General features: G+C 61.8%; 25 protein-coding genes. 17 read left to right on the top strand and 8 right to left on the bottom strand.

The window, feature by feature from the left end:
- Positions 1-37 precede the first annotated feature (37 nt).
- The 3 genes from fliF (at position 38) to visR (ending at position 4,056) form a co-directional block, all read left to right on the top strand.
- The gene (fliF, locus tag BLU15_RS08430) at positions 38-1,714 is read left to right on the top strand and encodes a flagellar basal-body MS-ring/collar protein FliF (RefSeq protein ID WP_034796933.1); all 1,677 of its coding nucleotides are present in this window, start codon (positions 38-40) and stop codon (positions 1,712-1,714) included.
- A gap of 842 nt (positions 1,715-2,556) precedes the next feature.
- The gene (gene visN / locus BLU15_RS08425; protein ID WP_034796931.1) at positions 2,557-3,297 is read left to right on the top strand and encodes a transcriptional regulator VisN; all 741 of its coding nucleotides are present in this window, start codon (positions 2,557-2,559) and stop codon (positions 3,295-3,297) included.
- Positions 3,298-3,309: 12 nt separating this feature from the next.
- A complete protein-coding gene (visR, locus tag BLU15_RS08420; RefSeq protein ID WP_060522253.1) occupies positions 3,310-4,056 on the top strand; it encodes a transcriptional regulator VisR in 747 nt (248 codons plus the stop codon).
- Between the two features lie 106 nt (positions 4,057-4,162).
- Here the strand turns inward: visR and BLU15_RS08415 are convergent, their stop codons facing one another.
- The 6 genes from BLU15_RS08415 to motA form a co-directional block, all read right to left on the bottom strand.
- On the bottom strand, positions 4,163-4,603 hold the full coding sequence (locus BLU15_RS08415; RefSeq protein ID WP_043613045.1) for a hypothetical protein: 441 nt from the start codon (positions 4,601-4,603) through the stop codon (positions 4,163-4,165).
- 5 nt (positions 4,604-4,608) lie between these two features.
- Positions 4,609-5,685: a flagellar biosynthesis protein FlhB gene (flhB, locus tag BLU15_RS08410; RefSeq protein WP_034796927.1), complete on the bottom strand. Its 1,077-nt coding sequence runs from the start codon at positions 5,683-5,685 to the stop codon at positions 4,609-4,611.
- A 198-nt stretch (positions 5,686-5,883) separates the two neighbouring features.
- The gene (gene fliG, locus BLU15_RS08405; RefSeq protein WP_034796925.1) at positions 5,884-6,915 is read right to left on the bottom strand and encodes a flagellar motor switch protein FliG; all 1,032 of its coding nucleotides are present in this window, start codon (positions 6,913-6,915) and stop codon (positions 5,884-5,886) included.
- 29 nt (positions 6,916-6,944) lie between these two features.
- Positions 6,945-7,553 carry a flagellar motor switch protein FliN gene (fliN, locus tag BLU15_RS08400; RefSeq protein ID WP_034796923.1) on the bottom strand — a complete coding sequence of 203 codons (609 nt, stop codon included), beginning with the start codon at positions 7,551-7,553 and terminating at the stop codon, positions 6,945-6,947.
- A 60-nt stretch (positions 7,554-7,613) separates the two neighbouring features.
- Positions 7,614-8,549, bottom strand: coding sequence for a FliM/FliN family flagellar motor switch protein (locus BLU15_RS08395; RefSeq protein ID WP_034797578.1), 936 nt, complete (start codon positions 8,547-8,549; stop codon positions 7,614-7,616).
- A gap of 4 nt (positions 8,550-8,553) precedes the next feature.
- A complete protein-coding gene (gene motA / locus BLU15_RS08390; RefSeq protein WP_034796921.1) occupies positions 8,554-9,432 on the bottom strand; it encodes a flagellar motor stator protein MotA in 879 nt (292 codons plus the stop codon).
- Positions 9,433-9,614: 182 nt separating this feature from the next.
- Between motA and BLU15_RS08385 the strand changes: the two genes are divergently transcribed.
- The 14 genes from BLU15_RS08385 (at position 9,615) to fliP (ending at position 19,356) form a co-directional block, all read left to right on the top strand.
- Positions 9,615-10,394 carry a DUF1217 domain-containing protein gene (locus BLU15_RS08385; protein WP_034796919.1) on the top strand — a complete coding sequence of 260 codons (780 nt, stop codon included), beginning with the start codon at positions 9,615-9,617 and terminating at the stop codon, positions 10,392-10,394.
- Between the two features lie 2 nt (positions 10,395-10,396).
- Entirely contained in the window at positions 10,397-11,122 is a 726-nt protein-coding gene (gene flgF / locus BLU15_RS08380; RefSeq protein ID WP_034796916.1) for a flagellar basal-body rod protein FlgF, read from the top strand.
- An 18-nt stretch (positions 11,123-11,140) separates the two neighbouring features.
- Entirely contained in the window at positions 11,141-12,532 is a 1,392-nt protein-coding gene (gene fliI, locus BLU15_RS08375; protein ID WP_090295134.1) for a flagellar protein export ATPase FliI, read from the top strand.
- Positions 12,532-13,086 (top strand): hypothetical protein, encoded by a 555-nt coding sequence (locus tag BLU15_RS08370; protein WP_060581897.1) that lies wholly within the window; start codon positions 12,532-12,534, stop codon positions 13,084-13,086. Before fliI ends, BLU15_RS08370 begins: the two co-directional genes overlap by 1 nt.
- 179 nt (positions 13,087-13,265) lie before the next feature.
- Positions 13,266-13,646: a flagellar basal body rod protein FlgB gene (gene flgB, locus BLU15_RS08365; protein ID WP_034797574.1), complete on the top strand. Its 381-nt coding sequence runs from the start codon at positions 13,266-13,268 to the stop codon at positions 13,644-13,646.
- A gap of 5 nt (positions 13,647-13,651) precedes the next feature.
- Positions 13,652-14,071: a flagellar basal body rod protein FlgC gene (gene flgC, locus BLU15_RS08360; RefSeq protein WP_034796910.1), complete on the top strand. Its 420-nt coding sequence runs from the start codon at positions 13,652-13,654 to the stop codon at positions 14,069-14,071.
- Positions 14,071-14,412, top strand: a complete 342-nt coding sequence (locus tag BLU15_RS08355; protein WP_034796908.1) for a flagellar hook-basal body complex protein FliE — start codon at positions 14,071-14,073, stop codon at positions 14,410-14,412. The genes flgC and BLU15_RS08355 overlap by 1 nt, the downstream gene beginning before the upstream one ends.
- Positions 14,413-14,423: 11 nt before the next feature.
- Positions 14,424-15,212, top strand: a complete 789-nt coding sequence (gene flgG / locus BLU15_RS08350; protein WP_034796905.1) for a flagellar basal-body rod protein FlgG — start codon at positions 14,424-14,426, stop codon at positions 15,210-15,212.
- A gap of 17 nt (positions 15,213-15,229) precedes the next feature.
- The gene (flgA, locus tag BLU15_RS08345; RefSeq protein ID WP_051659364.1) at positions 15,230-15,739 is read left to right on the top strand and encodes a flagellar basal body P-ring formation chaperone FlgA; all 510 of its coding nucleotides are present in this window, start codon (positions 15,230-15,232) and stop codon (positions 15,737-15,739) included.
- Positions 15,736-16,851 (top strand): flagellar basal body P-ring protein FlgI, encoded by a 1,116-nt coding sequence (locus BLU15_RS08340; protein ID WP_043613025.1) that lies wholly within the window; start codon positions 15,736-15,738, stop codon positions 16,849-16,851. The genes flgA and BLU15_RS08340 overlap by 4 nt, the downstream gene beginning before the upstream one ends.
- Positions 16,848-17,387, top strand: coding sequence for a MotE family protein (locus BLU15_RS08335; RefSeq protein ID WP_034796899.1), 540 nt, complete (start codon positions 16,848-16,850; stop codon positions 17,385-17,387). The genes BLU15_RS08340 and BLU15_RS08335 overlap by 4 nt, the downstream gene beginning before the upstream one ends.
- Complete coding sequence (gene flgH, locus BLU15_RS08330) at positions 17,384-18,097, top strand: flagellar basal body L-ring protein FlgH (RefSeq protein WP_034796898.1); 714 nt, start codon at positions 17,384-17,386, stop codon at positions 18,095-18,097. The genes BLU15_RS08335 and flgH overlap by 4 nt, the downstream gene beginning before the upstream one ends.
- 18 nt (positions 18,098-18,115) lie before the next feature.
- A complete protein-coding gene (locus tag BLU15_RS08325; protein WP_090294970.1) occupies positions 18,116-18,610 on the top strand; it encodes a flagellar basal body-associated FliL family protein in 495 nt (164 codons plus the stop codon).
- An 8-nt stretch (positions 18,611-18,618) separates the two neighbouring features.
- Positions 18,619-19,356: a flagellar type III secretion system pore protein FliP gene (fliP, locus tag BLU15_RS08320; protein ID WP_034796894.1), complete on the top strand. Its 738-nt coding sequence runs from the start codon at positions 18,619-18,621 to the stop codon at positions 19,354-19,356.
- A 211-nt stretch (positions 19,357-19,567) separates the two neighbouring features.
- Here fliP and BLU15_RS08315 read toward each other — a convergent pair whose 3' ends face one another.
- Positions 19,568-21,481: an O-linked N-acetylglucosamine transferase, SPINDLY family protein gene (locus tag BLU15_RS08315; protein WP_090294969.1), complete on the bottom strand. Its 1,914-nt coding sequence runs from the start codon at positions 21,479-21,481 to the stop codon at positions 19,568-19,570.
- 248 nt (positions 21,482-21,729) lie between these two features.
- The coding region (locus tag BLU15_RS39845) for a hypothetical protein (protein WP_210187435.1) at positions 21,730-21,939 on the bottom strand (210 nt) is incomplete at its 5' end.

Here is a 21,939-nt window from a genome sequence, read left to right as displayed (position 1 = left end):
GGCCCATTGACCTTGCGATACTGGGTGCGGAAACAGAATGAGTCTGTTGGATCAACTCTCGACGTTCACGAAGAACCTGAGCAGTCTCGGGCAAGGCAAGCTGATCGCGTTGGCGGCGGCTGGCATTGTCGCGGTCGGCATGGTGCTCGGGGCCGGAATTTACGTCAACAGACCCTCGTTCGAGACGCTCTACGTCGGGCTCGAACGCAGCGATGTCACCCAGATCAGCATCGCGCTGGCCGAGGCCAACATCGACTTCAATGTCGGGGCTGACGGCGCCAGTCTGCAGGTTCCCGTTGGCATGACCAGCAAGGCGCGCCTGCTGCTCGCCGAGCGTGGCCTGCCGAGCAGCGCCAATGCCGGTTATGAACTCTTCGACAATGTCGGCTCGCTCGGCCTCACCTCCTTCATGCAGGAAGTGACCCGCGTGCGTGCCCTCGAAGGCGAAATCGGCCGCACCATCCAGCAGATTTCCGGTATCGCCGCCGCCCGCGTCCACATCGTGATGCCGGAGCGCGGCAGCTTCCGCAAGGCAGACCAGAACCCCACAGCCTCGGTCATGATTCGCGCCAGCGCCACGGTCGGCCGCAGCGCCGCCGCTTCGATCCGTCATCTCGTCGCCTCGTCCGTACCGGGGCTCGACGTCGATGACGTGACCGTGCTCGATTCGACCGGGCAGCTTCTCGCATCGGGCGACGATCCGGCCAACAGCGCCCTCAACCAGTCGCTCGGCGTCGTCCAGAACGTCCAGACCGAGCTTGAGAAGAAGATCGACAACGCGCTCGCTCCGTTCCTCGGCATGGACAACTTCCGTTCGAGCGTCACGGCACGTCTGAACACCGACACGCAGCAGATCCAGGAAACGGTGTTCGATCCGGAATCGCGGGTCGAACGCTCTACCCGCGTGACCAAGGAAGAGCAGAAGTCCAGCCAACAGCAACCGGACAATGCAGCGACGGTGCAGCAGAACATTCCTCAGGCCGCCCCGAAGGGCGGTGCCGGCCCGCAGTCGAGCGACCAGGCCGAGAAGAAGGAAGAGCAGACCAACTACGAGATCAACAGCAAGACGATCGCCACCGTCAAGAACAGCTATACGGTCGAGCGGCTCTCCGTTGCCGTCGTCGTCAACCGCGGCCGCCTGGCAGCGATGGTCGGCGAACCGGCCGATCAGGCCAAGATCGACGCCTATCTCGCTGACATGCAGAAGATCGTCGCTTCGGCTGCCGGCCTCGATACCAACCGCGGCGACGTCGTGACCCTGACCGCCATGGACTTCGTCGAGACGCAGCTGCTCGACCAGGCGGTGGCCGGTCCCGGTGTGATGGAGACGCTCACTCGCAATCTCGGCGGTATCATCAACGCGCTCGCCTTCATCGTCGTCGCCTTCCTGGTGGTCTGGATGGGCATGCGGCCCCTGGCACGCCAGCTCGGTCTCGGTGGCGGTGCCGGTCAGATCCAGGGCGAAGCAGCCGGCCTCGAACTGCCCGACTTCTCTCCGGCCAATGCCGGTGCCGGTGGCGCGCTCATGGACGGCTTCGGCTCGGACTTCGGCTTCGACAGCACCGACGACCTGCTCAGCATGGGCGACGACAGCGGCGGCTTCAACCGCCGCGTCAAGGAAGGTCCGGAACGGCGCCTGGCCCGCATGGTCGAGATCAGCGAAGAGCGCGCGGCGAAGATCCTGCGCAAGTGGGCTCTCGACAAGGCGGCCTGACACTCAGAAAACAGCTTTGGAATTTCTTGCAAATCCCGCCCTCGTGGCGGGATTTTTCTTGTCCCCGCTGCCTGTGATCGCGCTTGCGGTGGATTTCGATGTTGGGAGCAAATATTGCGGGAGTCCGGCCGCCGGTTTTCATCTGGCTTCAAAATTGCTTCAAGTTTCGAAGGGAGCTCACGTGAGTCCCGGTGGAATCCCGGATGGTAATGTTTTAACGATATCTTAATTTATAGATTCCGCGCGCCCGCATGACGTGCATTGTGCTGTGTCATCTACTATGACGGTTTCGAGCAATACAGAGTTAAATCGAAATATATCTTTGTTATAGCCGAAATTAATTCTATGGCTTTCACAATTTATATATCGGTAAAATGAGCGTTGTCTGAAAATGGGCTGGTGCATTTGAGCAACAGCTATGAAAACAAAGTATAATATCGTGCGAATTCGAAATTCTCTGAACGCGCAGAACCGTCCTTTTTTGGGATGAAATTCCGGTGCTTTCCACTTGCAACGCTGCATCGGATCCCGCCTGAGGCGCGGAAATTGTGGATTTTCAGGAGAAAAATCTCTGCTTTTCAATGTGTTGCGATGCCGCGCCGGTTCTGGCAGTGGCGCAGGGGCGTTGGCAGGGGTGACTGATCACGAATCGCGACATGCCAGCGGCACGAAGTAAATAGCCAGAAGAGGGCGATGTTTTTTTTCTCGCGTCGATGTACATTTTTAGCAGTTGATTCGTGTCCTGATCTGCGACTGGTGGTGATATTCGGCTTCGGCCGGCTGTTGGCGGCGGCAGCGCAAATGCAGTTCCGGGATGTGGATCCGGCACAGGGGCTGAACTCATGGACATTTCGCAAGCAGACATTGCTGTCTGGCCTTTGCCGACGGCACCGACACGCGCACGCGGCGGCGGGTTTTCGCGCGAGCAGCTTTTGCGACGACTGGGCGAAGTCGCCGGGCGCGGTGCTCTCGGAAGCGGCCTTTCGGCGCTGACGGAATATGTCGGCGCAAGCCATTATCTGTTGGCGCGCTATGATCTGTCACAGGACAGCGGTCTCGACCATGTGGTCTGCTCGGACTGGCCTTTCGACGTCGTCCGGCGGCTTTCGGGTGTGATCACGGCGCTTCATGCCAAGACCACCGAACTGGAAAAGTGCCTCGCAGTGTTGCAGCCGTGTTTTCATGCGCTGCCAGACAATACCGAGCTTCCGCGCGGCATCAGCCGCGAATATTGCGCGATCACCTTCAATGTCGGGCGCCTGCGTTTCTCCCTGATGCTCCTGGTCCCGGAAGACGTGATCCTGTCGCAGGAGAGCCTGCGTGACGTGACGTTGCTGGCGGGCTATCTGGCAAGCTTCACCACGCGCGCCGAAGTCCGCCATGACCGCGATTTCGAGCTTACGGAGCGCGAACTCGAGTGCCTGTTCTGGATTGCCGAAGGCAAGACGAGCGAAGAGATCGCAGTGATCCTCGGCATTTCGCGCAACACCATCAACAACTACATCACCAGCGTCATGCGCAAGACTGCGACCAGGACGCGGTCGGAAGCGATTGCCTACGCGGTGCGCAACAATCTTGTGTAAGGGACGGGCGCGATGACGCATTTTCTTGGCGGCGGGCGGATCGAGGACGAGCAGAAGCTCGCGAGGAACGGCAACCGCGCCGCGCGAGCGGCCACCTTGGTCACGCGCCTGCAAGCCATGCAGCGTCAGATCAACGCCAAGCACTTTGCAGTCCTGCGGCTCAACGGCAAGGGAACCGGCAGCGCCCGAAAGCTCACCTGTGTCCTCGACAACTGGGGCGTCGCTGCCGAAGCGAACGCCCATGATCTCGTCAATGCCTATGGCGAAGAACTCGTCGCTCATCTCGACCAGTCGCTGCTGCCGGTCCTTTGGGACGGCGCCGGCGAGCACCAGGCGGCAGAGCTTTCCGAGCTGGCGCCTTTCGCGCATCGCCTGAAGGGCCGCAAGCTTCCCTATTCCGGCATCGCCTTTCCCGTCAGGCTCGGCGCCCAGGGCAACGGCTATGTCGTCTTCGCAGGCAGCTATGTGGATGCCTCCACCGAGCAGGTGGTCGATCTGCACGGCCGCAGCTGCATGATCATGACCGATCTGCTGGCGGCCGACGAGAAGCGTGTCGCACCGGCGGAAACCTTGAGCGACCGCGAGATCGCCTGCCTGCAGATGGCGGGCGACGGTCACATCAGCGAAGAGATCGCCGAGCGCATGGGACTTTCGGTCCACACGGTCAACGCCTATCTGGGCGCGGCGACGACGAAGCTCGATTCGGTCAACCGCATCCAGGCGATCGCCAAGGCAATCCGCCTCGGCTACATCAGCTGACTCTGAACTAGACGGGTCGCTCCGGCCTTTTGAGCAGCGGCGCCGACGGAATTTAACCTGCCAGCGTCAATCGCACGTCCGCACGAGACCCGTCGGAGCGGTGCTTTCAGCTCGCCAGCGGCAACTCATAGGACTTGATGAATTTCGCCTCTGCCAGGCTCCGAGCCAGGAAGGCCGTGTTCTCGTCCGGGTCGGACGAGGGGTTCTGGAAATTGATGTGGCTGATCTCGATCCCGGCCGTCTCGTTGCCGAGCGACAGGCGGACATAGATGGTCACGCCGCGGGGTTTCAGTTCGAGGTCGAGCACGATTTCCGGCTCGCTGTCCCAATCCAGATTGTAGTTGCCGCCGAGGCCGAAATTGACCGTGCCGGGCAGAAAATAGAGCTCTGCTGCCGATTCGACGAGGTCAGCGAGGCTGGCATAGGACTCGAACCGTAATAGCGCGATGAAATCGGCGGCGTCGATGAGACGCAGTTCGGTCGCCACGGGGCGAATTGCTTCAGCTACGATCTGTTCCCGCTTCTCGGAGAATTCGCACTTTTTCATCGGAGTTATGTCATCCGTTTTGGTTGCGACGCATGCACCCGGTGAATGAGCTCGGCAACAGCCTTGTAAAACACCGGTGGAATCACACTATCGACCGAGACTTGTGCAAACATGGAGCGTGCAAGCGGCGGATCTTCGAAGACCGGAACACCGTTTTTCTCTGCAATTTCACGGATTTTGAGGGCAACCAGGTCCTGGCCCATTGCGACGACCACGGGGGCGTCGCTCTCCTCGCGGACATAACGCAAGGCGACGGCATAGTGGGTCGGGTTGGCGATGACGAGCGTGGCGCGCGGCACAGACGAGATCATGCGCTTGCGCGCCCGGTCGCGCTGCATGGAGCGCAGGCGCGATTTGACGATCGGGTCGCCCTGCGCCTGTTTCATTTCCTCCTTCACTTCCTGCTTGGTCATCATCAGTTCGGTGTACCAATGGTGCCGCGACCAGAAGAGGTCGGCGATCGCCAGCACTGCGGTCGACAGCAGAATGACGATCATGATCTCGTTGAGGTCGCTCGCCATCGTCGAGAACATCGTGACCGGATCGGAAAACATCAGGTCGAGCGTGGCGAAATAGTCGTTCCAGAGCACCAGAACGACGACGACTGACACGATGATGATCTTGAACAGCGACTTGCCGAATTCGACCAGGCCCTGGATGCCGAAGATCCGCTTGAGCCCGGCCATCGGCGAAACCCGATTGAGCTTTGGCTGGATGCGGTCGAGAACCGGCACGGGCAGGTTCTGGAAGATGGAGGCGCCGACGCCGAAGACGATGAGCAGGACGAAAGCCGGGACAACCAGGGCTGTCGATTTCCAGATAAGATGGGTGATCAGTGCCACGACGTCGGTGGCGTTTTCCAGCCGCCAGGCCTCCGGTTGCTCGAAGATATCCTTGAGCGCTTCGGTGAGGGTGGCGACGCCGTCGGTCAGGAAGAAGACGAAGAAAATGTAGATCGCGAGCGTCGATGCGAACATCGTGGCTTCACGAGAAAAGGGCACGTTACCCTTTTCGGCGGCGTCGGAGATCTTCTTCTCTGACGGGGCTTCTGTTTTGCTGTCTTTATCCTGATCGTCCGACATGAGACAGGACGGCTCCCGGTTCCTCTACAGCGACGCGCGTCCGGCGGACATACGCCCTGCATTGCGCCTCCTGTAGTGGACCGAGCGCGGGAACCAGGCAAGAGTTGAGCCCCGGCATTCGCCGGGGCTCAACAGAAATTACCCTTTGGGGAGCGGTAGCCCGGCCGCTTTGTGCGGCTCGTCAGACGGAGGCAGGCCTCAGGCCGCCTGCACGTCCTTTTCCTTGAGCTCGAGCTGTCCGTTCGCAGCCAACCTGATGGCTTCCTGCGTGATCGAGCGGCGTGCGATGGCGATATCGCGCGGATTGATGCCGGCATCGCCCATGGCGAGATCGGACTCGATCATGCGGCGCTGGCGCGCGCCGATCGAGGCGAGTACCGATTCGCGCAGTTCCGACGTCGAGCCGCGCAGCGCCATCGTGATGATGTCGGTCGACACGTCGTTGAAGAGCTGAACGCGGCTGCGCTGCGGCATGTAGAGCACGTCGTCGAAGAGGAAGATCTTCGGGCGTACCTTGTTGGCGGAGGCGGTGCTGAGCGATTCGAGCGAGGCGAGCAGCGTATCGACCTGCGGCTTGTCGAGTTCGTTCATCACTTCGGCGATCTTGGCCGGGCCCGCCGAATTGCGTTCCGCTTCCATCTCGCCGATCATTTCCATGACGCGGTTTTCGATGATCGCAGCGGCCTTCGGGTTGACGTCCTTCATGTTGACGGCGCGCTTCAGGATGTCCGGGCGCTGTTCTTCCGACAGCTGCAGCAGCACCTTGGCGCCGAAGCTGGAAGGCATCATCGACAGCACGTAAGCGATCGTCTGCGCATGTTCCTTGGCAAGCTGGACGGAAACGGCAACCGGGTCGCACTCCTGCAGGCGATCCCAGATGTTGGCTTCGTAGGATTGGAAGGTGGCGCGTCGGCCGAGCAGGCCATCGACTTCGTCCGGCGTCAGGCCTTCTTCGAGAATGCTCTCGATCGCCTTGGCGTTGTCCATGAGGCCGGCACCCTCGGTGAAGAGGTCTTCGAACTCGTTGACGAGCGCTTCGAGCTCATGCGGCGGAATGGCGCGCAGCGACTGCGCCGAGGCGATGATCGACTGCAGCTCGCTCTGGGTGAAGAACTTCAACAGCTTGCTGGCGACGCCCTTGCCCATGGCAAGCAGAACGGCCGCTGCCTTGTCCGTCTGGCTGAGCGGCCTTGATAGCGCCTGAGCCTCGAAACTTTCGAAATCCATCATGGATTCATCCTTCGCCCAATCATTGGGCCCTACGACTTCTTATTGCCCTTGATCTCGATGAGTTTGACGCCGAAGCGGGTATCGTCGCCTTCGAGAACGGTAATTTCGCCACGGCCGATCACGCGACCGTTGACCATGATCTCCACCGGCTCGCCGATGCGGCGATCCAGCGCGATCGTTGCGCCTTCGCTGAGGTTCATGAGGCCCGAAACCTGCATCCGGCTCGAGCCGAGCACGATCTGGACGTCGATCGGAATGTCCATGATCAGGTCGAGATTGGCATTCATGCCGCTGCCGGGCGGTGTATCGACGGCCACATCAGCGCTGTCGAAGGACGTCGCGGCAAAATCCGTGCCGCCGAAGTCGCTCGTCGCGGCCGCGCCGCCGAGATCGGCGCCGAAGTCGCTGGAGCCGAAATCGCCGCCGAATGCGTCGAGGCCGCCAGCGGCCGGTGCGCCAAAATCACTGCCGAAATCGGTCGTGCCAAGCGTTTCGGCGCCGAATTCGGAGCCGAAAGCATCAGGCGTGTCGGAATCCTGCTTCAGGACACCGCGCAGGTCATTGATCGCCTGGTCGAGTTCCATGTCTCCGACAGCGACTTCGGCCTGTTCGTTGATGGGTGCTTTTTTGGGTGCCATGTGAGAACTATTCCAGTTGAAGCTTGCCTCAGGCATGCTGCGAGCGCGCGGCAGGCCGATTTAACTCATGATGTGGCGAAGGATGTCCTGTTCGGATCCGTGCGTATCCTTGACCCGAACCGTGTATTTCGATCCGGCGCGCCCGAATTCGCAGACATAGAGGTCGCGGCCATTGGCGTTGACGTCGACGCGAACGTCCTGGGCGTCGAGGAAGGGAATGACGTCGCCCGGTTGCAGGCGGCTGATCGTGTCGAGCGTCAGGCTTTCGAGCCGGATGCGCGCCTCGATCGTCACCGCCGAACGGCGAACCTGTTCTTCCAGCTGCTCCGTCCACTCGGCCTTCGCCTTGCGCTGCTGTCCGCTTCCCTTGGGGAAGACGATCGTTGTCTTCAGAAGCACGCTTTGCGGAACGATGATCGAGAAGGTGGAAAGCACGGGGCCGAAGCCGATCGTCATGTCGATGGCGCCGGCGTGAACGTCCTCGATCATCGGATCGGGCTTGGCGCGCGCCACGCTGTTGAGCGGGCGTTCGACGATCGGCTCGAAACCGCCGGGGGCATTGACGGCGGTCCTGAGCACGTCGGCGATCTTCTCGAACAGCGGCACGGCCACGTCGATCTCGATCTGGGAGAGCGCGCGCGGCTGCGGCTCTTCGATGCCGGCGGGCTCGGCGCCGAGCAGCGCCTCCACCAGAGCGATGATGATCGGGCTGTCGCAGCCGATCTGAAAGTCCGTGCACCAGTTACGCAGCGAAACCTCGCTGATGAGCACGCCGGTGCCCATCGACGCGATCAATTCGCGGCGCATGCCGGTCCGATGGCCGGCATAGCCGATGGTTATGTCGAGACCCGTCTCCGCTCGGCAGATATCCGGCAGGAATTCGCCGAAGACCTGGCCGAGTTCGAGGGCCAATCGGCCGATCACCCGGTCGTCGCCGAGCGCGCCGGTCATGCGCGCCAGAAGTTTACGGTCGAATGCGTGAACGTTGGAGGTCATCAGATCAAGCCGCCTTGCTTTCGCCGCCGCCACCGGGGTTCATCATTTCCTGCTCGACTGCGTCGATCGACGGACGCTCGTAGGCCGAGATGGTCTTGCGGCCATATTCGAGAGCAACCTGCGGAACCGAACCGTTCATGTAGGCAAGCAGCGTCTGCTTGACGATGATGTAGAGGCGGTTCTGCTTTTCGCGCACCGATTTGACGTTGGCGACCAGCGGCGCGACGATCGAATAGGAGAGAAACACGCCGAGCAGGGTGCCGACGAGGGCGGCCGCGATCTTGGCGCCCAGAACTTCCGGCGCCTCGCTGATAGCACCCATCGCCTTGATGACGCCGAGAACGGCTGCGACGATACCGATCGCCGGGAAGGCGTCGCCCATCGTGTTCAGCGCGTGATAGCACTTCATCTTGTCGTGGGTGATGGTCTGGATTTCCTCGTCCATCAGCGCTTCGATCTCGTGCGAACGGGCGTTGCCGATGATGATCAGGCGCACGTAATCGCAGATGAAAGCGGTCAGTTCCTTGTTCTTCAGAACCGTCGGGGCCGACTGGAAGATCGAAGATTCCTCGGGGTTGTCGATGTGGCTTTCGATCTCGTTGCGCGACTTTGTGCGCAGGTCGCGCATCAGCGAATAGAGAACGCCGAGCGTGTCGAGATATTCGCGCTCTTTCGGCACCTTGTGGCGAAAGGCTTCGCCGAGCGCCTTGCCGGTATCCTTCACCACCTTCATGGAGTTGGCCATGATGAAACCGCCGACGCCGGCGCCACCGATGATCAACAGTTCGAAGGGCTGGTTGAGGACTTCCATGTGGCCGCCCATCGCCAGATAGCCGCCGAGGATACAGCCGAACGTCACAAGAAGCCCGATGATGATATTCATTTTCGATACCTGCCGCGATCTTATTTTCCGCTAACGGGATACGGTTTCATCCTTGCGTGAGGCTGGCCGGTCCTGGCGACAAGGCCACCTGGCGGAACAGGTTCGCGCAAGGCTGTCCGGTCAGGATTTGTCAGGGCAGGCTCAGGGGCTGCCTGTCTCATTCCGGCAGGGGCGGAGCGATCGTGACCACGACCTATACGAGCTACAAGCTGATTACGGCCGACTTGACGAAGTCGCTGGCCCGCGTTGCCGAGCAGCCGGATGTGGCGCGCGAGACCGCGTACTATCTGTCGAAGATCGGCGACGTCAAAACGATCGACGACTTCTTTGCCGATACCCGCCTCTACAATTACGCGATGAAGGCGCATGGCCTGGAAGACATGGCCTATGCCAAGGCCTTCATGCGCAAGGTGCTGACCGAAGGCGTCGACAACGAAGATGCCTTTGCCAACAAGCTGACCGACAACCGTTACAAGCAGCTCGTCGAATCGCTGAATTTTGCCGCCCACGGCGCGGCCGCCACATCCTTCGACCGTGCGCAGAAGGGCGTCGCAGAAAAATACACGCGCCAGACCTTGGAACAGGACGCAGGCGAAGAGAATGCCGGCGTCAGGCTTGCCCTTTATTTTTCGCGCATGGCGCCGACGATCAACAGCGGCTACGCCATCATCGCCGATGAGGCGATTGCCCAGGTGGTGCGCACGGCGCTGCAGCTGCCCGACGAATTCGCAGCGACCAATGTCGATCGCCAGGCCGAAACCTATGAACAGGCGCTCGATTTCAAGGACTTCCAGGATCCGACCAAGGTAGCCGAGTTTCTCGACCGGTTCACCGCGCTCTGGGAAACCAAAAATTCAACGGACGGTTATGATCCGCTCGCGGTCTTCGGCTCATCGAGCGGCTACGGCATTTCTTCCGATCTTCTCCTGTCCATCAACAGCTTGAAACTCGGGGGAAACTGAGCGTGCAAACCGGTCTTTACGTCGCGATTTCGTCGCAGATGGCGCTTGAAAAGCGCCTCAATACGCTTGCCGACAACATCGCGAACGCCAACACCGTCGGCTTCCGCGGCACCGAGGTGAAGTTCAACGAGATGCTCGGCGACACGAAGCCGACCAAGGTTGCCTACGTCAACAAGGGCGAGGAGTTCCTGAACACCAGCAACGGTTCGCTGACGCGCACCGGCTCGGCGCTCGACTTCGCCGTCAAGGGCGATGCTTGGTTCCAGATCGAGACGCCCGCCGGCCCGGCGCTGACGCGCGACGGGCGGTTCACGCTGACGGATACCGGCGAACTCGTCACCATTCGCGGCTATCCGGTTCTCGACGCCGGCGGCGCGCCGATCCAGCTCAACGGCAACGGCGGCGACATCACCGTCGGCGCCGATGGTGCGCTTCACCAGAACGGTGTCGCGGTCGCCTCGCTCGGCCTTTACGAGGCCGATTTCAGCAAGGGTTTCATCCGTCTCGACAACAGCGCCGTTCAGCCGGCGGCACAGGTCGAGCCGGTCGTCGACCGTTTCGATGTCGGCGTCATGCAGGGCTTCCTCGAGGAGTCCAACGTCAATGCCATTCAGGAAATGTCGCAGCTGATCATGGTCACCCGCGCCTTCGACAACATCACCGCCCTGCTGCGCGACAGCGAAGGATCGCTCGAAGAAGCGGTCAAGACGCTTGGCGGCAGCCGCTAATCTGTGACGGACATCGGCATGCAAAGCGAAGGCCAGAAAACGAGCACAGGATCGACATCTCTGGCGGCACTTGCCGGCCTGGTCGAACGCTATGCCAAACCCGAATTCTCGATCGCGCCCGGCGGTCACGTCCAGACGATCTCGCCTGGCCACTATACGGTGACTGGCCTGTCGCGGCATGTCCGGCTCGGCGATTTCGTCGCCCACAAGAGCGTCACCGGAACCCATCTCGGCGAGGTCGTTCGGGTCGAGCCGGAGCGGGTGGTCGTCTGCCCGATCGAGCCCGGCGATCCGATCGGCATCCACGACACGGTCATTCGCAAGGGCGCCTTCCGTGTCGCGCCGACCGACCAATGGTGTGGCCGCGCGATCAATGCGCTCGGCGAGCCGATCGATGGTCTCGGACCTCTCCAGCAGGGCGACGTGCGCCGCTCGATCACCAACACCGCGCCGCCGTCGATGACGCGCAAGCGAGTCGAGAAGGGCTTCCTGACCGGCGTGCGCGCGATCGACATTTTTTCGCCGCTCTGCCTTGGCCAGCGTCTCGGTATCTTTGCCGGTTCGGGCGTCGGTAAGTCGACGCTGCTCTCCATGCTGGCGCGCGCCGAAGCCTTCGACAAGGTGGTGATCGCGCTGGTCGGCGAACGTGGCCGTGAAGTGCGCGAATTCATCGAGGATACGCTGGGCGATAATCTGGCGAAGTCCGTCGCGGTCGTCGCGACCAGCGACGAAAGCCCGATGCTGCGCAAGATGGCGCCGCTGACCGCCGTCACCATCGCCGAGCATTATCGTGACAACGGCGACAATGTTCTTCTGATCGTCGATAGCGTCACCCGCTTCGCCCACGCGATCCGCGAGGTCGCAACCGCGTCCGGCGAGCCGCCGATCGCGCGCGGCTATCCGGCCTCTGTCTTCACCGAACTGCCGCGCCTTCTGGAGCGCGCCGGCCCCGGCACCGAAGGCGCCGGCACGATCACGGCGATCATCTCCATCCTCGTCGACGGCGACAACCACAACGATCCGGTCGCCGACTCGACGCGCGGTATCCTCGATGGGCACATCGTGCTCGAGCGCAGTCTTGCGGAGGAGGGGCGGTATCCGCCGATCAATCCGCTCGCCTCTATCTCGCGCCTGGCGCGCAAGGCCTGGACCCCCGACCAGGAGAAGCTGGTCTCACGCCTGAAGGCGCTGATCCACCGCTTCGAAGAGACCCGCGACCTTCGCCTGATCGGCGGCTATCGCCCGGGTGGCGATCCGGATCTCGACATGGCGATCAAGCAGGTGCCGGTCATCTACGAGGTACTGACGCAGACCGCCGGTGAGCGCCCGGCACAGGATGCCTTTTCCGATCTCGCCAACGCGCTGAAGGCGGCGGCGATGGGCAATCAGCCGGGTGCGAGAGCGAGGTGATGACCATGACCGATTATGATGCGGACGAGATGGTGCATCAGCGCAAGCGCAGCCGCATGCCGATGACCGACAAGTTCCTGGCAGCGACCGGCGTGGCGCTTGCCGCTTTCGCGACCTTCTTTCCCTGGTATGCCTTCTTCCACCAGGACAAGTTCACCATGCCGCCTTTGTGGCAGGGCTCGACCCGTGATCTGCCGGAACGCGCCGCGCGCAACGTCGTCTCGGTTTCTCCGCTCGCCATGCCCGACGCGGACGGCGACACCGTGGCCGCCATCGACCAGTTGACGACGGCGACCGTGCCGGGCATCGGCGCTGGTCCGGGACCGGAAGGTACGGCTGCCGAAGAGGGGCTGTCGCAGCCCTTTCCCGGCAAGTCCGGCTTCAAGCTGATGCATGTCGCCAACGGCCGGGCGCTGATCGAGGATGCCAGCGGCATGTATATCGTGCGCATCGGCTCGGTTCTGCCCGACAACACGCGTCTTGCCACGCTCGAGCAGCGGGATGGCCACTGGGTGATGATCACCTCGTCCGGCGAAATGTACCAGGCCAACTGACGTAGACCCGCATTCCTTGCCCGTGACCGCCGCGCCATCTCTGACGGATGACGCGGCTTTCCGTCTTTTGCAGGCAATCTCCGGCAGCAGAGGCCCCGATCCCTCGGGCATCGCTTTCCGACGAAAGTCCCACGCAAGATTACCGGCCTAGGTTCGCATCACCAAGCATGGAGCTTTTGATGCAACCGATTCAGCTTTTCGAACTCGCGTCCCGGCAGGCCCAGTGGCTGACCGTTCGCCAGAACGTGGTGGCCGGCAACATCGCCAATGCGAACACGCCGCACTACAAGGCCAAGGACGTCAAGCCGTTCGAAAGCGTGCTGCAGGACGCCGGCATCCAGATGGCGGCGACCAACAAGATGCACTTCACGGACGGCCTCGCAGCCTCTCAGGTGGCTGAAGTCGGCATGGTCGACGGTGTGCAGATCCAGCAATCCGGCAACAGCGTCGCGATCGAGCAGGAAATGATGAAGACCGGCGAAATCAAGCGCGACTACGAGCTCTCCGCCGGCCTTGTGAAGGCCTTTCACCGAATGATGCTAATGGCGGTACGGAAGTAAGAACCATGGATCCATTGACCTCGGCCCTCAAGGTATCGGCCTCCGGCCTGCAGGCGGAATCGACCCGCCTGCGCATCGTCTCCGAAAACATCGCCAATGCCCGCTCCACCGGCGATACGCCGGGCGCGGATCCCTATCGCCGCAAGACCATCAGCTTTGCTGCCGAAGTGGACCGCGCAAGCGGCGCCTCGCTGGTCGAGATCGAGCGGCAGGGCACGGACGATTCGGATTTCAACATCGAGTTCGATCCGGGCAATCCGGCCGCCAACGAAAAGGGCATGGTCAAGCTGCCGAACGTCAACATCCTGGTGGAGATGGCGGATATGCGCGAAGCCAACCGCGCCTATGAGGCGAACCTCCAGACCATCAAGCAGTCCCGCGACCTGATTTCCCAGACAATCGACCTGTTGAGAGCCTCGCAATAATGATCGATGCAGTTAAATCCCTCGGCGCCTTCTCGGTCACCAAAGAGACCGACGGCACCCACTCCACGTCATCCTCGTCGTCGATCTTCGGCATGCCGGCCGCCACCCAGGGCGTGCCGCAGGGGCAGAGCTTCGCTTCGGTTCTCGGCGACATGGCAAGCGACGCCATCGGCGCCATGAAGAAGGCCGAAGGCATGTCACTCGACGGCATTCGCGGCCAGGCAAACACCCGTGAGGTCGTCGATGCGGTGATGAGCGCCGAACAGTCGCTGCAGACCGCGATTGCGATCCGCGACAAGGTGGTCACCGCCTACCTCGAAATCGCGCGCATGCAGATCTGAAGGAACGAGACATGAAGGCCCTTTCCATTGCCGCCACCGGCATGAACGCCCAGCAGCTGAACCTCGAAGTCATCGCGAACAACATCGCGAACATCAACACGACGGGTTACAAGCGTGCGCGCGCCGAGTTCTCCGATCTGCTTTATCAAACCGAACGCGCCCAAGGCGTGCCGAACCGCTCCAACCAGGCGATCGTTCCGGAAGGCGCGATCATCGGTCTCGGCGTGCAGACGGCGGCCGTACGCAACCTTCACATCCAGGGCAGCATGGTTTCGACCGGCAACGAGTACGACCTGGCGCTGATCGGTCGCGGCTGGTTCCAGGTCGAGACGCCCGATGGCGAGACGGTCTATACCCGTGCCGGCGCCTTCAACAAGAATGCGCAAGGCCAGCTCGTGACGATCGACGGCTACACCGTTGTTCCGGGCATCACCGTTCCGCAGGACGCGACCGACATCGTCTTCACGAGCTCCGGCCAGGTGATGGTGCGCATCGGCAACGACCCCGCCATGCAGGAAATCGGCCAGCTGACGATCGCCAACTTCGTCAACGAGGCGGGCCTCGAGCCGCAGGGCGAAAACCTCTTCAAACAGACGCCGGCCTCCGGCGACGCGATCGTCGGTACGCCTGCCGATCCGGGCTTCGCGCAGATCAAGCAGAAGTATCTCGAAGCGTCCAACGTCGATCCGGTCAAGGAAATCACCGACCTGATCTCTGCGCAGCGCGCCTACGAGATGAACTCCAAGATCATTCAGGCCGCCGATGAAATGGCGGCCACGGTGAGCAAGAACCTCAGGTAACGAAAGAGGGGGCAAACATGACGTTTCGCCGATCCGCAGACATCAAGGCTTCGAAGGCCGGCCGCGCCAGCGCGCGGCGGCTGGTGGCTGGCGCGCTCTTCGCCGCCGCTTTCCTGTTGCCTTCGGCAGGTTATGCGGAACGGCTGACGGCGGTGATCCCCACGCAGACCATCTATCCGGGCGAAACCGTCGATGCGAGCCGCGTCGAAGTCGTCGACGTCACCAACCCTGATCTCGCCGACGGCTACATCAGAACCCTGGGCGAGATCGACGGCAAGGTCACCAAGCGCACGCTTCTTCCCGGCCGGGTGATCCTCGCGAGCGCGCTTCGCGAGCAATATGCCGTCGAGCGCGGTTCGACCGTGCGCCTCGTCTTCAGCAATGGCGGCCTGACCATCAGCGCTGCCGGATCGCCGCTCCAGGACGCCGCCGTCGGCGAACTGATCCGGGCGCGCAACATCGATACCGGCGTCATCGTTTCCGGAACGGTGATGGCCGACGGCACTGTCCATGTGGTGGCGAAATGAAAATGCTTGCATGCAAATGGTTCCTGTCGCTGGCCGTCGCGTTCTCCATGGCGCTGACGCCCGCCTTCGGCGCATCCAGGATCAAGGACGTCGCCTCGCTTCAGGCGGGCCGTGACAACCAGCTTATCGGATACGGCCTCGTCGTCGGCCTGCAGGGCACGGGCGACAGCCTGCGCTCGTCGCCGTTCACCGACCAGTCGATCCGCGCGATGCTGCAAAATCTCGGCATCTCCACCCAGGGCGGCGAGTCCCGGACGCGCAACGTCGCGGCCGTGCTGGTGACGGCGAACCTGCCGCCTTTCGCCAGCCCCGGCAGCCGCGTCGACGTGACCGTAGGCTCGCTCGGCGACAGCACGTCGCTGCGCGGCGGCACGCTGGTCATGACCTCGCTTTCGGGTGCGGACGGCCAGATCTATGCGGTCGCGCAAGGCTCCGTCGTCGTCACCGGCTTCAACGCGCAGGGCGACGCCGCAACCCTCAACCAGGGCGTCACGACGTCCGGTCGCGTGCCGAACGGCGCCATCATCGAGCGTGAGCTGCCGTCGAAGTTCAAGGACGGCTTCAACCTCGTGCTGCAGCTGCGCAATCCTGATTTCTCGACCGCCGTCGGCATGGCCGCAGCGATCAACAAATACGCGGCCCAGCAATATGGCGGCCGCATTGCGGAAGCGCGCGACAGCCAGGCCGTTCTCGTCGAAAAGCCCAAGATGGCGGACCTCGCGCGGCTGATGGCCGACATCGAAAACATCGTCATCGAGACCGACGTGCCTGCGCGCGTCGTCATCAACGAACGCACCGGCACGATCGTCATCGGCCAGGATGTCCGGGTCAACGAGGTGGCGGTCAGCTACGGAACATTGACCGTGGAAGTCAGCGAGACGCCGACAGTGGTGCAGCCGCTGCCCTTCTCGCGTGGGCAGACGGCGATGGAACCGAACACGACGATCAACGCGCAGTCCGACGGCGGCACGGTGGCGATCCTCAACGGTTCGAGCCTTCGCTCGCTCGTCGCCGGCCTCAACAACATCGGCGTCAAGCCGGACGGCATCATCGCCATCCTGCAGAGCATCAAGACGGCCGGTGCCCTCCAGGCGGAGCTCGTGCTGCAATGATCGCAAACGACAATCATTCTCTCGGCCGGACCCGCAGGCTGCTGCTCGCTGCGGCGGCTGTCGCGTCCATGCTTTCGATGCCGGGCGCCTTTGCCCAGGACGTCACGGCGCCGCCCGCAAGCGACGCGACCCAGAACGAGATCCAGCAGTTCTGCACCAACATCGCCGACGCCGCGCGCGACCAGCGTTATGTGCTGCAGCGCAAGGATCTCGAAACGCTGCAGGCAAGCATCGACGAGCGCATCGCCACGCTCGAAAAGCGCCGCGAGGAATACGAAGACTGGCTGAACCGCCGCAACGATTTCCTGAAACAGGCGGAACTCAACCTCGTCGGCATCTACAAGACGATGAAGCCGGACGCAGCCGCCGGCAAGCTTGAGATGGTGAGGCCCGAGATTGCCGCCGCCATCGTCATGCAGCTGCCACCGCGCCAGTCATCGCTGATCCTGAGCGAAATGAGCGATGAGAAGGCGGCGATCCTTACCAACATCATCTCGAGCGCCAGCGACCCGAACACCTCGAAGGAACCATCATGAAAACGCGTCTAACGGCTATACTGACCGGGGCCGCCCTCCTTGCGGGATGTCAGAATCAAGCGCTCAACGAAATCGGTCGCGCGCCGTCGATGAGCCCGATCGGCAGCGGTCTGCAATATTCGCAGACGCCGCAGCTCGCCATGTATCCGAAGCAGCCGCGCCAGATGGTGAATGGCTATTCGTTGTGGAACGACCAGCAGGCAGCGCTCTTCAAGGACGCGCGCGCGATCAATGTCGGCGATATCCTGACGGTCGACATCAAGATCAACGAAGGCGCAACCTTCGACAACAAGACGGACCGTAGCCGCAAGAACTCGAGTGGCTTCAACGTCGGCGCCAGCGGCAAGTCTCAGACGAGCGATTTCGGCTGGTCCGGCGACCTGAAATACGGCTCGAATACCAAGACCGAAGGTGACGGCACGACGGAGCGTTCGGAAAAGCTGCGGGTGCTCGTTGCTGCCGTTGTCACCGGCGTTCTCGAAAACGGCAACCTGTTGATCAGCGGTTCGCAGGAAGTGCGCGTCAACCACGAGCTGCGCATCCTGAACGTCGCCGGTATCGTCCGGCCGCGGGACGTCGATGCCGACAACGTCATCTCCTACGACCGCATCGCCGAGGCGCGCATCTCCTATGGCGGCCGTGGTCGCCTGACAGAAGTGCAGCAGCCGCCCTACGGCCAGCAGTTCATGGATCTATTTTCGCCGATCTGATCGGCAGGGAACGGCAAGATGGAAGAACTCGATTCCAACGCTCCGAAGCCGCCGTCGAAGGTGCTGACCATCGCGGCCATCGCCGTGCTGACGCTGCTTGCCGGCGGCGGCGGCTGGCTGGTGGGCGGCCTGCTCGCACCACCGCCTCCGAAGGAGCAGGTGGAAGCGACCAAGGAGCCGGCCGCCAATGCGACCGGCGAAGAAGGCCTGCCGAAGGTAGCGACCGAAGCGAACGGCGTCGTCCAGCTCGACCCGATCACCACCAACCTTGCCTATCCCTCTGAAAACTGGATCCGCCTGGAAGTGGCGCTGCAGTTCGACGGCGTGCCTGACCCCAAAGTCGCCGAGCAGATCCACCAGGATATCGCCGCCTATCTGAAAACCGTTTCCCTGCAACAAATCCAGGGACCACGCGGCTTTCAATATCTCCGGGATGACATCCAGGAGCGGGTTGACCTGCGCTCCGATGGGCGCGTAACCAATGTGATGTTCAGAACCTTCGTCATCCAATGATTCGATAAATGGTCCGGCTAGTCGCCTTTATAGTTGCCATGATGGCGATGTCCGGTATTGCCGGCGCCCAGAGCTTCCCCTCTGATATCCTGAATACGCCTATCGACGGCTCTGCCGCCTCGTGGATCATCCGCACCTTCGGTCTTCTGACCGTGCTGTCGGTGGCCCCCGGCATCCTGATCATGGTCACCAGCTTTCCGCGCTTCGTGATTGCCTTCGCGATCCTGCGCACCGGCATGGGCCTGGCGACCACGCCATCCAACATGATCATGGTTTCGCTGGCGCTGTTCATGACCTTCTATGTCATGGGGCCGACCTTCGATCGCGCCTGGCGGGACGGCATCGACCCGCTGATGAAGAACCAGATCACCGAGGCGGAGGCGATCCCCCGGATTACCGAGCCTTTCCGCGACTTCATGCTCGCCAACACGCGCGACAAGGACCTGCAGCTCTTCATCGACATCGCCAAGGAAAAGGGCCAGACGGTCGTCGTCGACGACAAGGTCGATCTGCGCGCGGTCGTGCCGGCCTTCATGATCTCGGAAATTCGCCGCGGCTTCGAAATCGGCTTCCTGATCATGCTGCCGTTCCTGGTGATCGATCTGATCGTTGCTACCATCACCATGGCCATGGGTATGATGATGCTGCCGCCGACGGCAATCTCGCTGCCGTTCAAGATTCTCTTCTTCGTCTTGATTGACGGCTGGAACCTCCTCGTCGGCAGTCTGGTGCGCTCCTTCAGTTAGAGCTGTCGCACGGACAGTGCGCGGCGCGCTGGCGACGGCGACAAATCAAAAGCTCAAAGAGAAGACGCGCATCCCGAAAACCGCGATGCGCTTGCCCTCGGCGCATGGCGCTCCGGATCATCCGCGCCATCGGGCTTTGCGATCCTCGAAACGGGACAACAAAAAGGCAGCGCCGCGGCGCTGCCTTTTGTCTTTCAGGGATGATCGCCGTTCAGCGTTCGAACGACCCGATGCGCGGCGGCAATGCCGGAACGTCGATGTGATCAGGTGCCAGTCCGCGCTTGGCGCGGTCGGCCATCATTTCGTAGCCCGTTTCCAGGTGCTGGCAGAAACGCTCCGCATCGAATAGCGGCATCCGGAACCGGTTCTCGTCCAGCCTCTTTCGATAGTCGGCGATCTTGTCACGGTTGTTGTAGAGCGCGACAGCTTCCTTGACGTAGTCCTCCGGCCCCGTGGCCACGAGTTCCGGCACGCCGATGGCGTTCAGCAGGCTCTCGCTCACGCGTGAAGCGAAGTTCGTGCCCTTGAAGGACAGCACCGGCAGGCCTGCCCAAAGCTGTTCGGATGTGGTCGTGTGGCCGTTGTAGGGATAGGTGTCGAGGCCGAGATCGGCGAGCGGAACGCGGTCGACGTGGTTCTGGTAGGCGAACTTGCCGCAGATGACGATGCGCTTGGTATCGACGCCGGCGCTTTTGAACTTGGCCAGCAGATTTGTGCGTGCATCCGCCCTGTCGCACAGCACCCACAGCAGGCTTCCGGGCGTCTGGCGAAGGATGTCGATCCAGAGATTGACCGTCTGAAGCGAAATCTTGCGATTTGCGTTGAAGGAGGCAAATACGAATGCATCCTCGGGAAGGCCGACATCCTTGCGCGACATCGCCCGGGGCCGGGCGCGCTCGTAGGGATCGTTGGGCTGGTAGGTCTCCGGCAGGCGGCAGTATTTTTCATAATAATGCGCCTTGCTGCTGTCCGGAAGCACACAAGGGTCGCCGATGATGTAGTCGAGATCGACGTTGACGGTGGTTCCAGGGAAGCCCAGCCAGCCCACCTGCACGGGAGCTGCGGCCCGGTTGAAGATGGAGACTCGGCTCTCTAGCGTATGCCCCTTCAGGTCGACGAGAATGTCGATGTTTTCCTGGCGAATCACATGCGCAGCTTCGTCGTCGGAGAGGTCGCCGATCTCGACGATCCTGCCCCATCTTGCGCGTATGTCCTGGTCGCGCGCCGCAAGCGCGCTCTTGGTATGGCAGAAGAGGGTGACGTCGAAGCGCGTCTTGTCGTGCGCCATCAACACCGCCTTCAGCAGCTTCATCGTCGCATGGTCGTCCCAGAAGTCGGCGGAAACATAACCGATGCGAATGCGCTCGCCCCAGCGGTGCGGCGCGGCGCGGCGTACTTCCGTCAGGCTGCTCGGGAACGGGTTGAGCTGTGCGCCGGCAACCCGGTTGAAGCTTTCGTCGCCACACCAGGTCGCATGATAGTAGGGCGCTTCAGCTGCAAGAATTTCGGTCTGCCCGGCTTTCAGTGCCCGTTGGATGTCGCGTTCGTGCTTCTCGACCTCGGCATAGTCGTTGGCCTCACGCGCATAGACGAGATGGGCCGACCGCAGCGTGGTGTTCTTCGGGTTGTTGCGGAAGAGATTGGCGAGCGCGTCACGATCTTGCAGGTCGTTGATTTCGGCGGTCAACAGCTTGAAGGCAAGCGCATTGTGCAGACGGTTGGTGCTCAGGGTCAGCGGAGCCTTGAAAAGCCCCAGGATTTCCTTTTCGCCGCGCTTGAGGAAGATCGAGGCGATGATGAAGGCGATCTCGGCATCTGTCTTGGCCTTCTCCAGAAGCGGCAGTCCGATGCTCAGTGCCTCGTCCTCCTGCCCGTTCGCGAAGTAGAGTTTCATGGCGTCGGTGAGGTAATCTTCCGCCCGCGAGCCGCCGGCTTCACCGGCGAGCTGGTAGGCACGGGCCGCCTCGGCCTTGAAACCGAGTTTCACGAGGACCTTCGCCAGAAGCACATAGGTCTTGGTGTCGCGGTTGATCTCCATCAGCACATTCAGCTGGTTGAGCGCGTCCGTGTACTGCCCCTTCTGGTATTGCCGGGAGGCGGTCGAAAAGATGGCTTGGGCGTTCACTAAGAGCTCCGTCGAAGAGGCGCGGCGACCGGCGCCGGCTTGCTAGTCCTTGTTCGAAGCCGAGTTTACCCGGGGGAGCTTGCCTCAGGCAGGAGCGAACCACCGTCCGACACATCTTTGCTGGCGGCAGCGGGGCTGTGATCTCTGCATCCGTGGCAGCATTAAAGTCTTGTTAAGTATAAGTTATCTCGGCCCAAGCTGCCTTGGGCATTTAATCAATTCGCAAGCTTTGCACGCGATAGTCCCTTTCACATGACGGGTTTGGTTTCTTCCGAGATAGTTGGAACCGAGTGGCATGAAGCCGATCCGCCATCACCGGGAAGTCCGGTATGTCCCCTAAATCGTCTAAAGTAATCAAGGGACACTCTAATGACGAGCATCATCACCAATTCTTCCGCCATGGGCGCACTCGCCACCCTGCGTTCGATCAACTCCTCGATGGAAACCACCCAGGAGCG

The organism is Ensifer sp. YR511, assembly GCF_900103045.1.
Taxonomy (GTDB): domain Bacteria; phylum Pseudomonadota; class Alphaproteobacteria; order Rhizobiales; family Rhizobiaceae; genus Ensifer; species Ensifer adhaerens.
The sequence above is the reverse complement of the archived record's forward strand: the minus strand, read 5'-3'. Positions and strand labels throughout refer to the sequence as shown.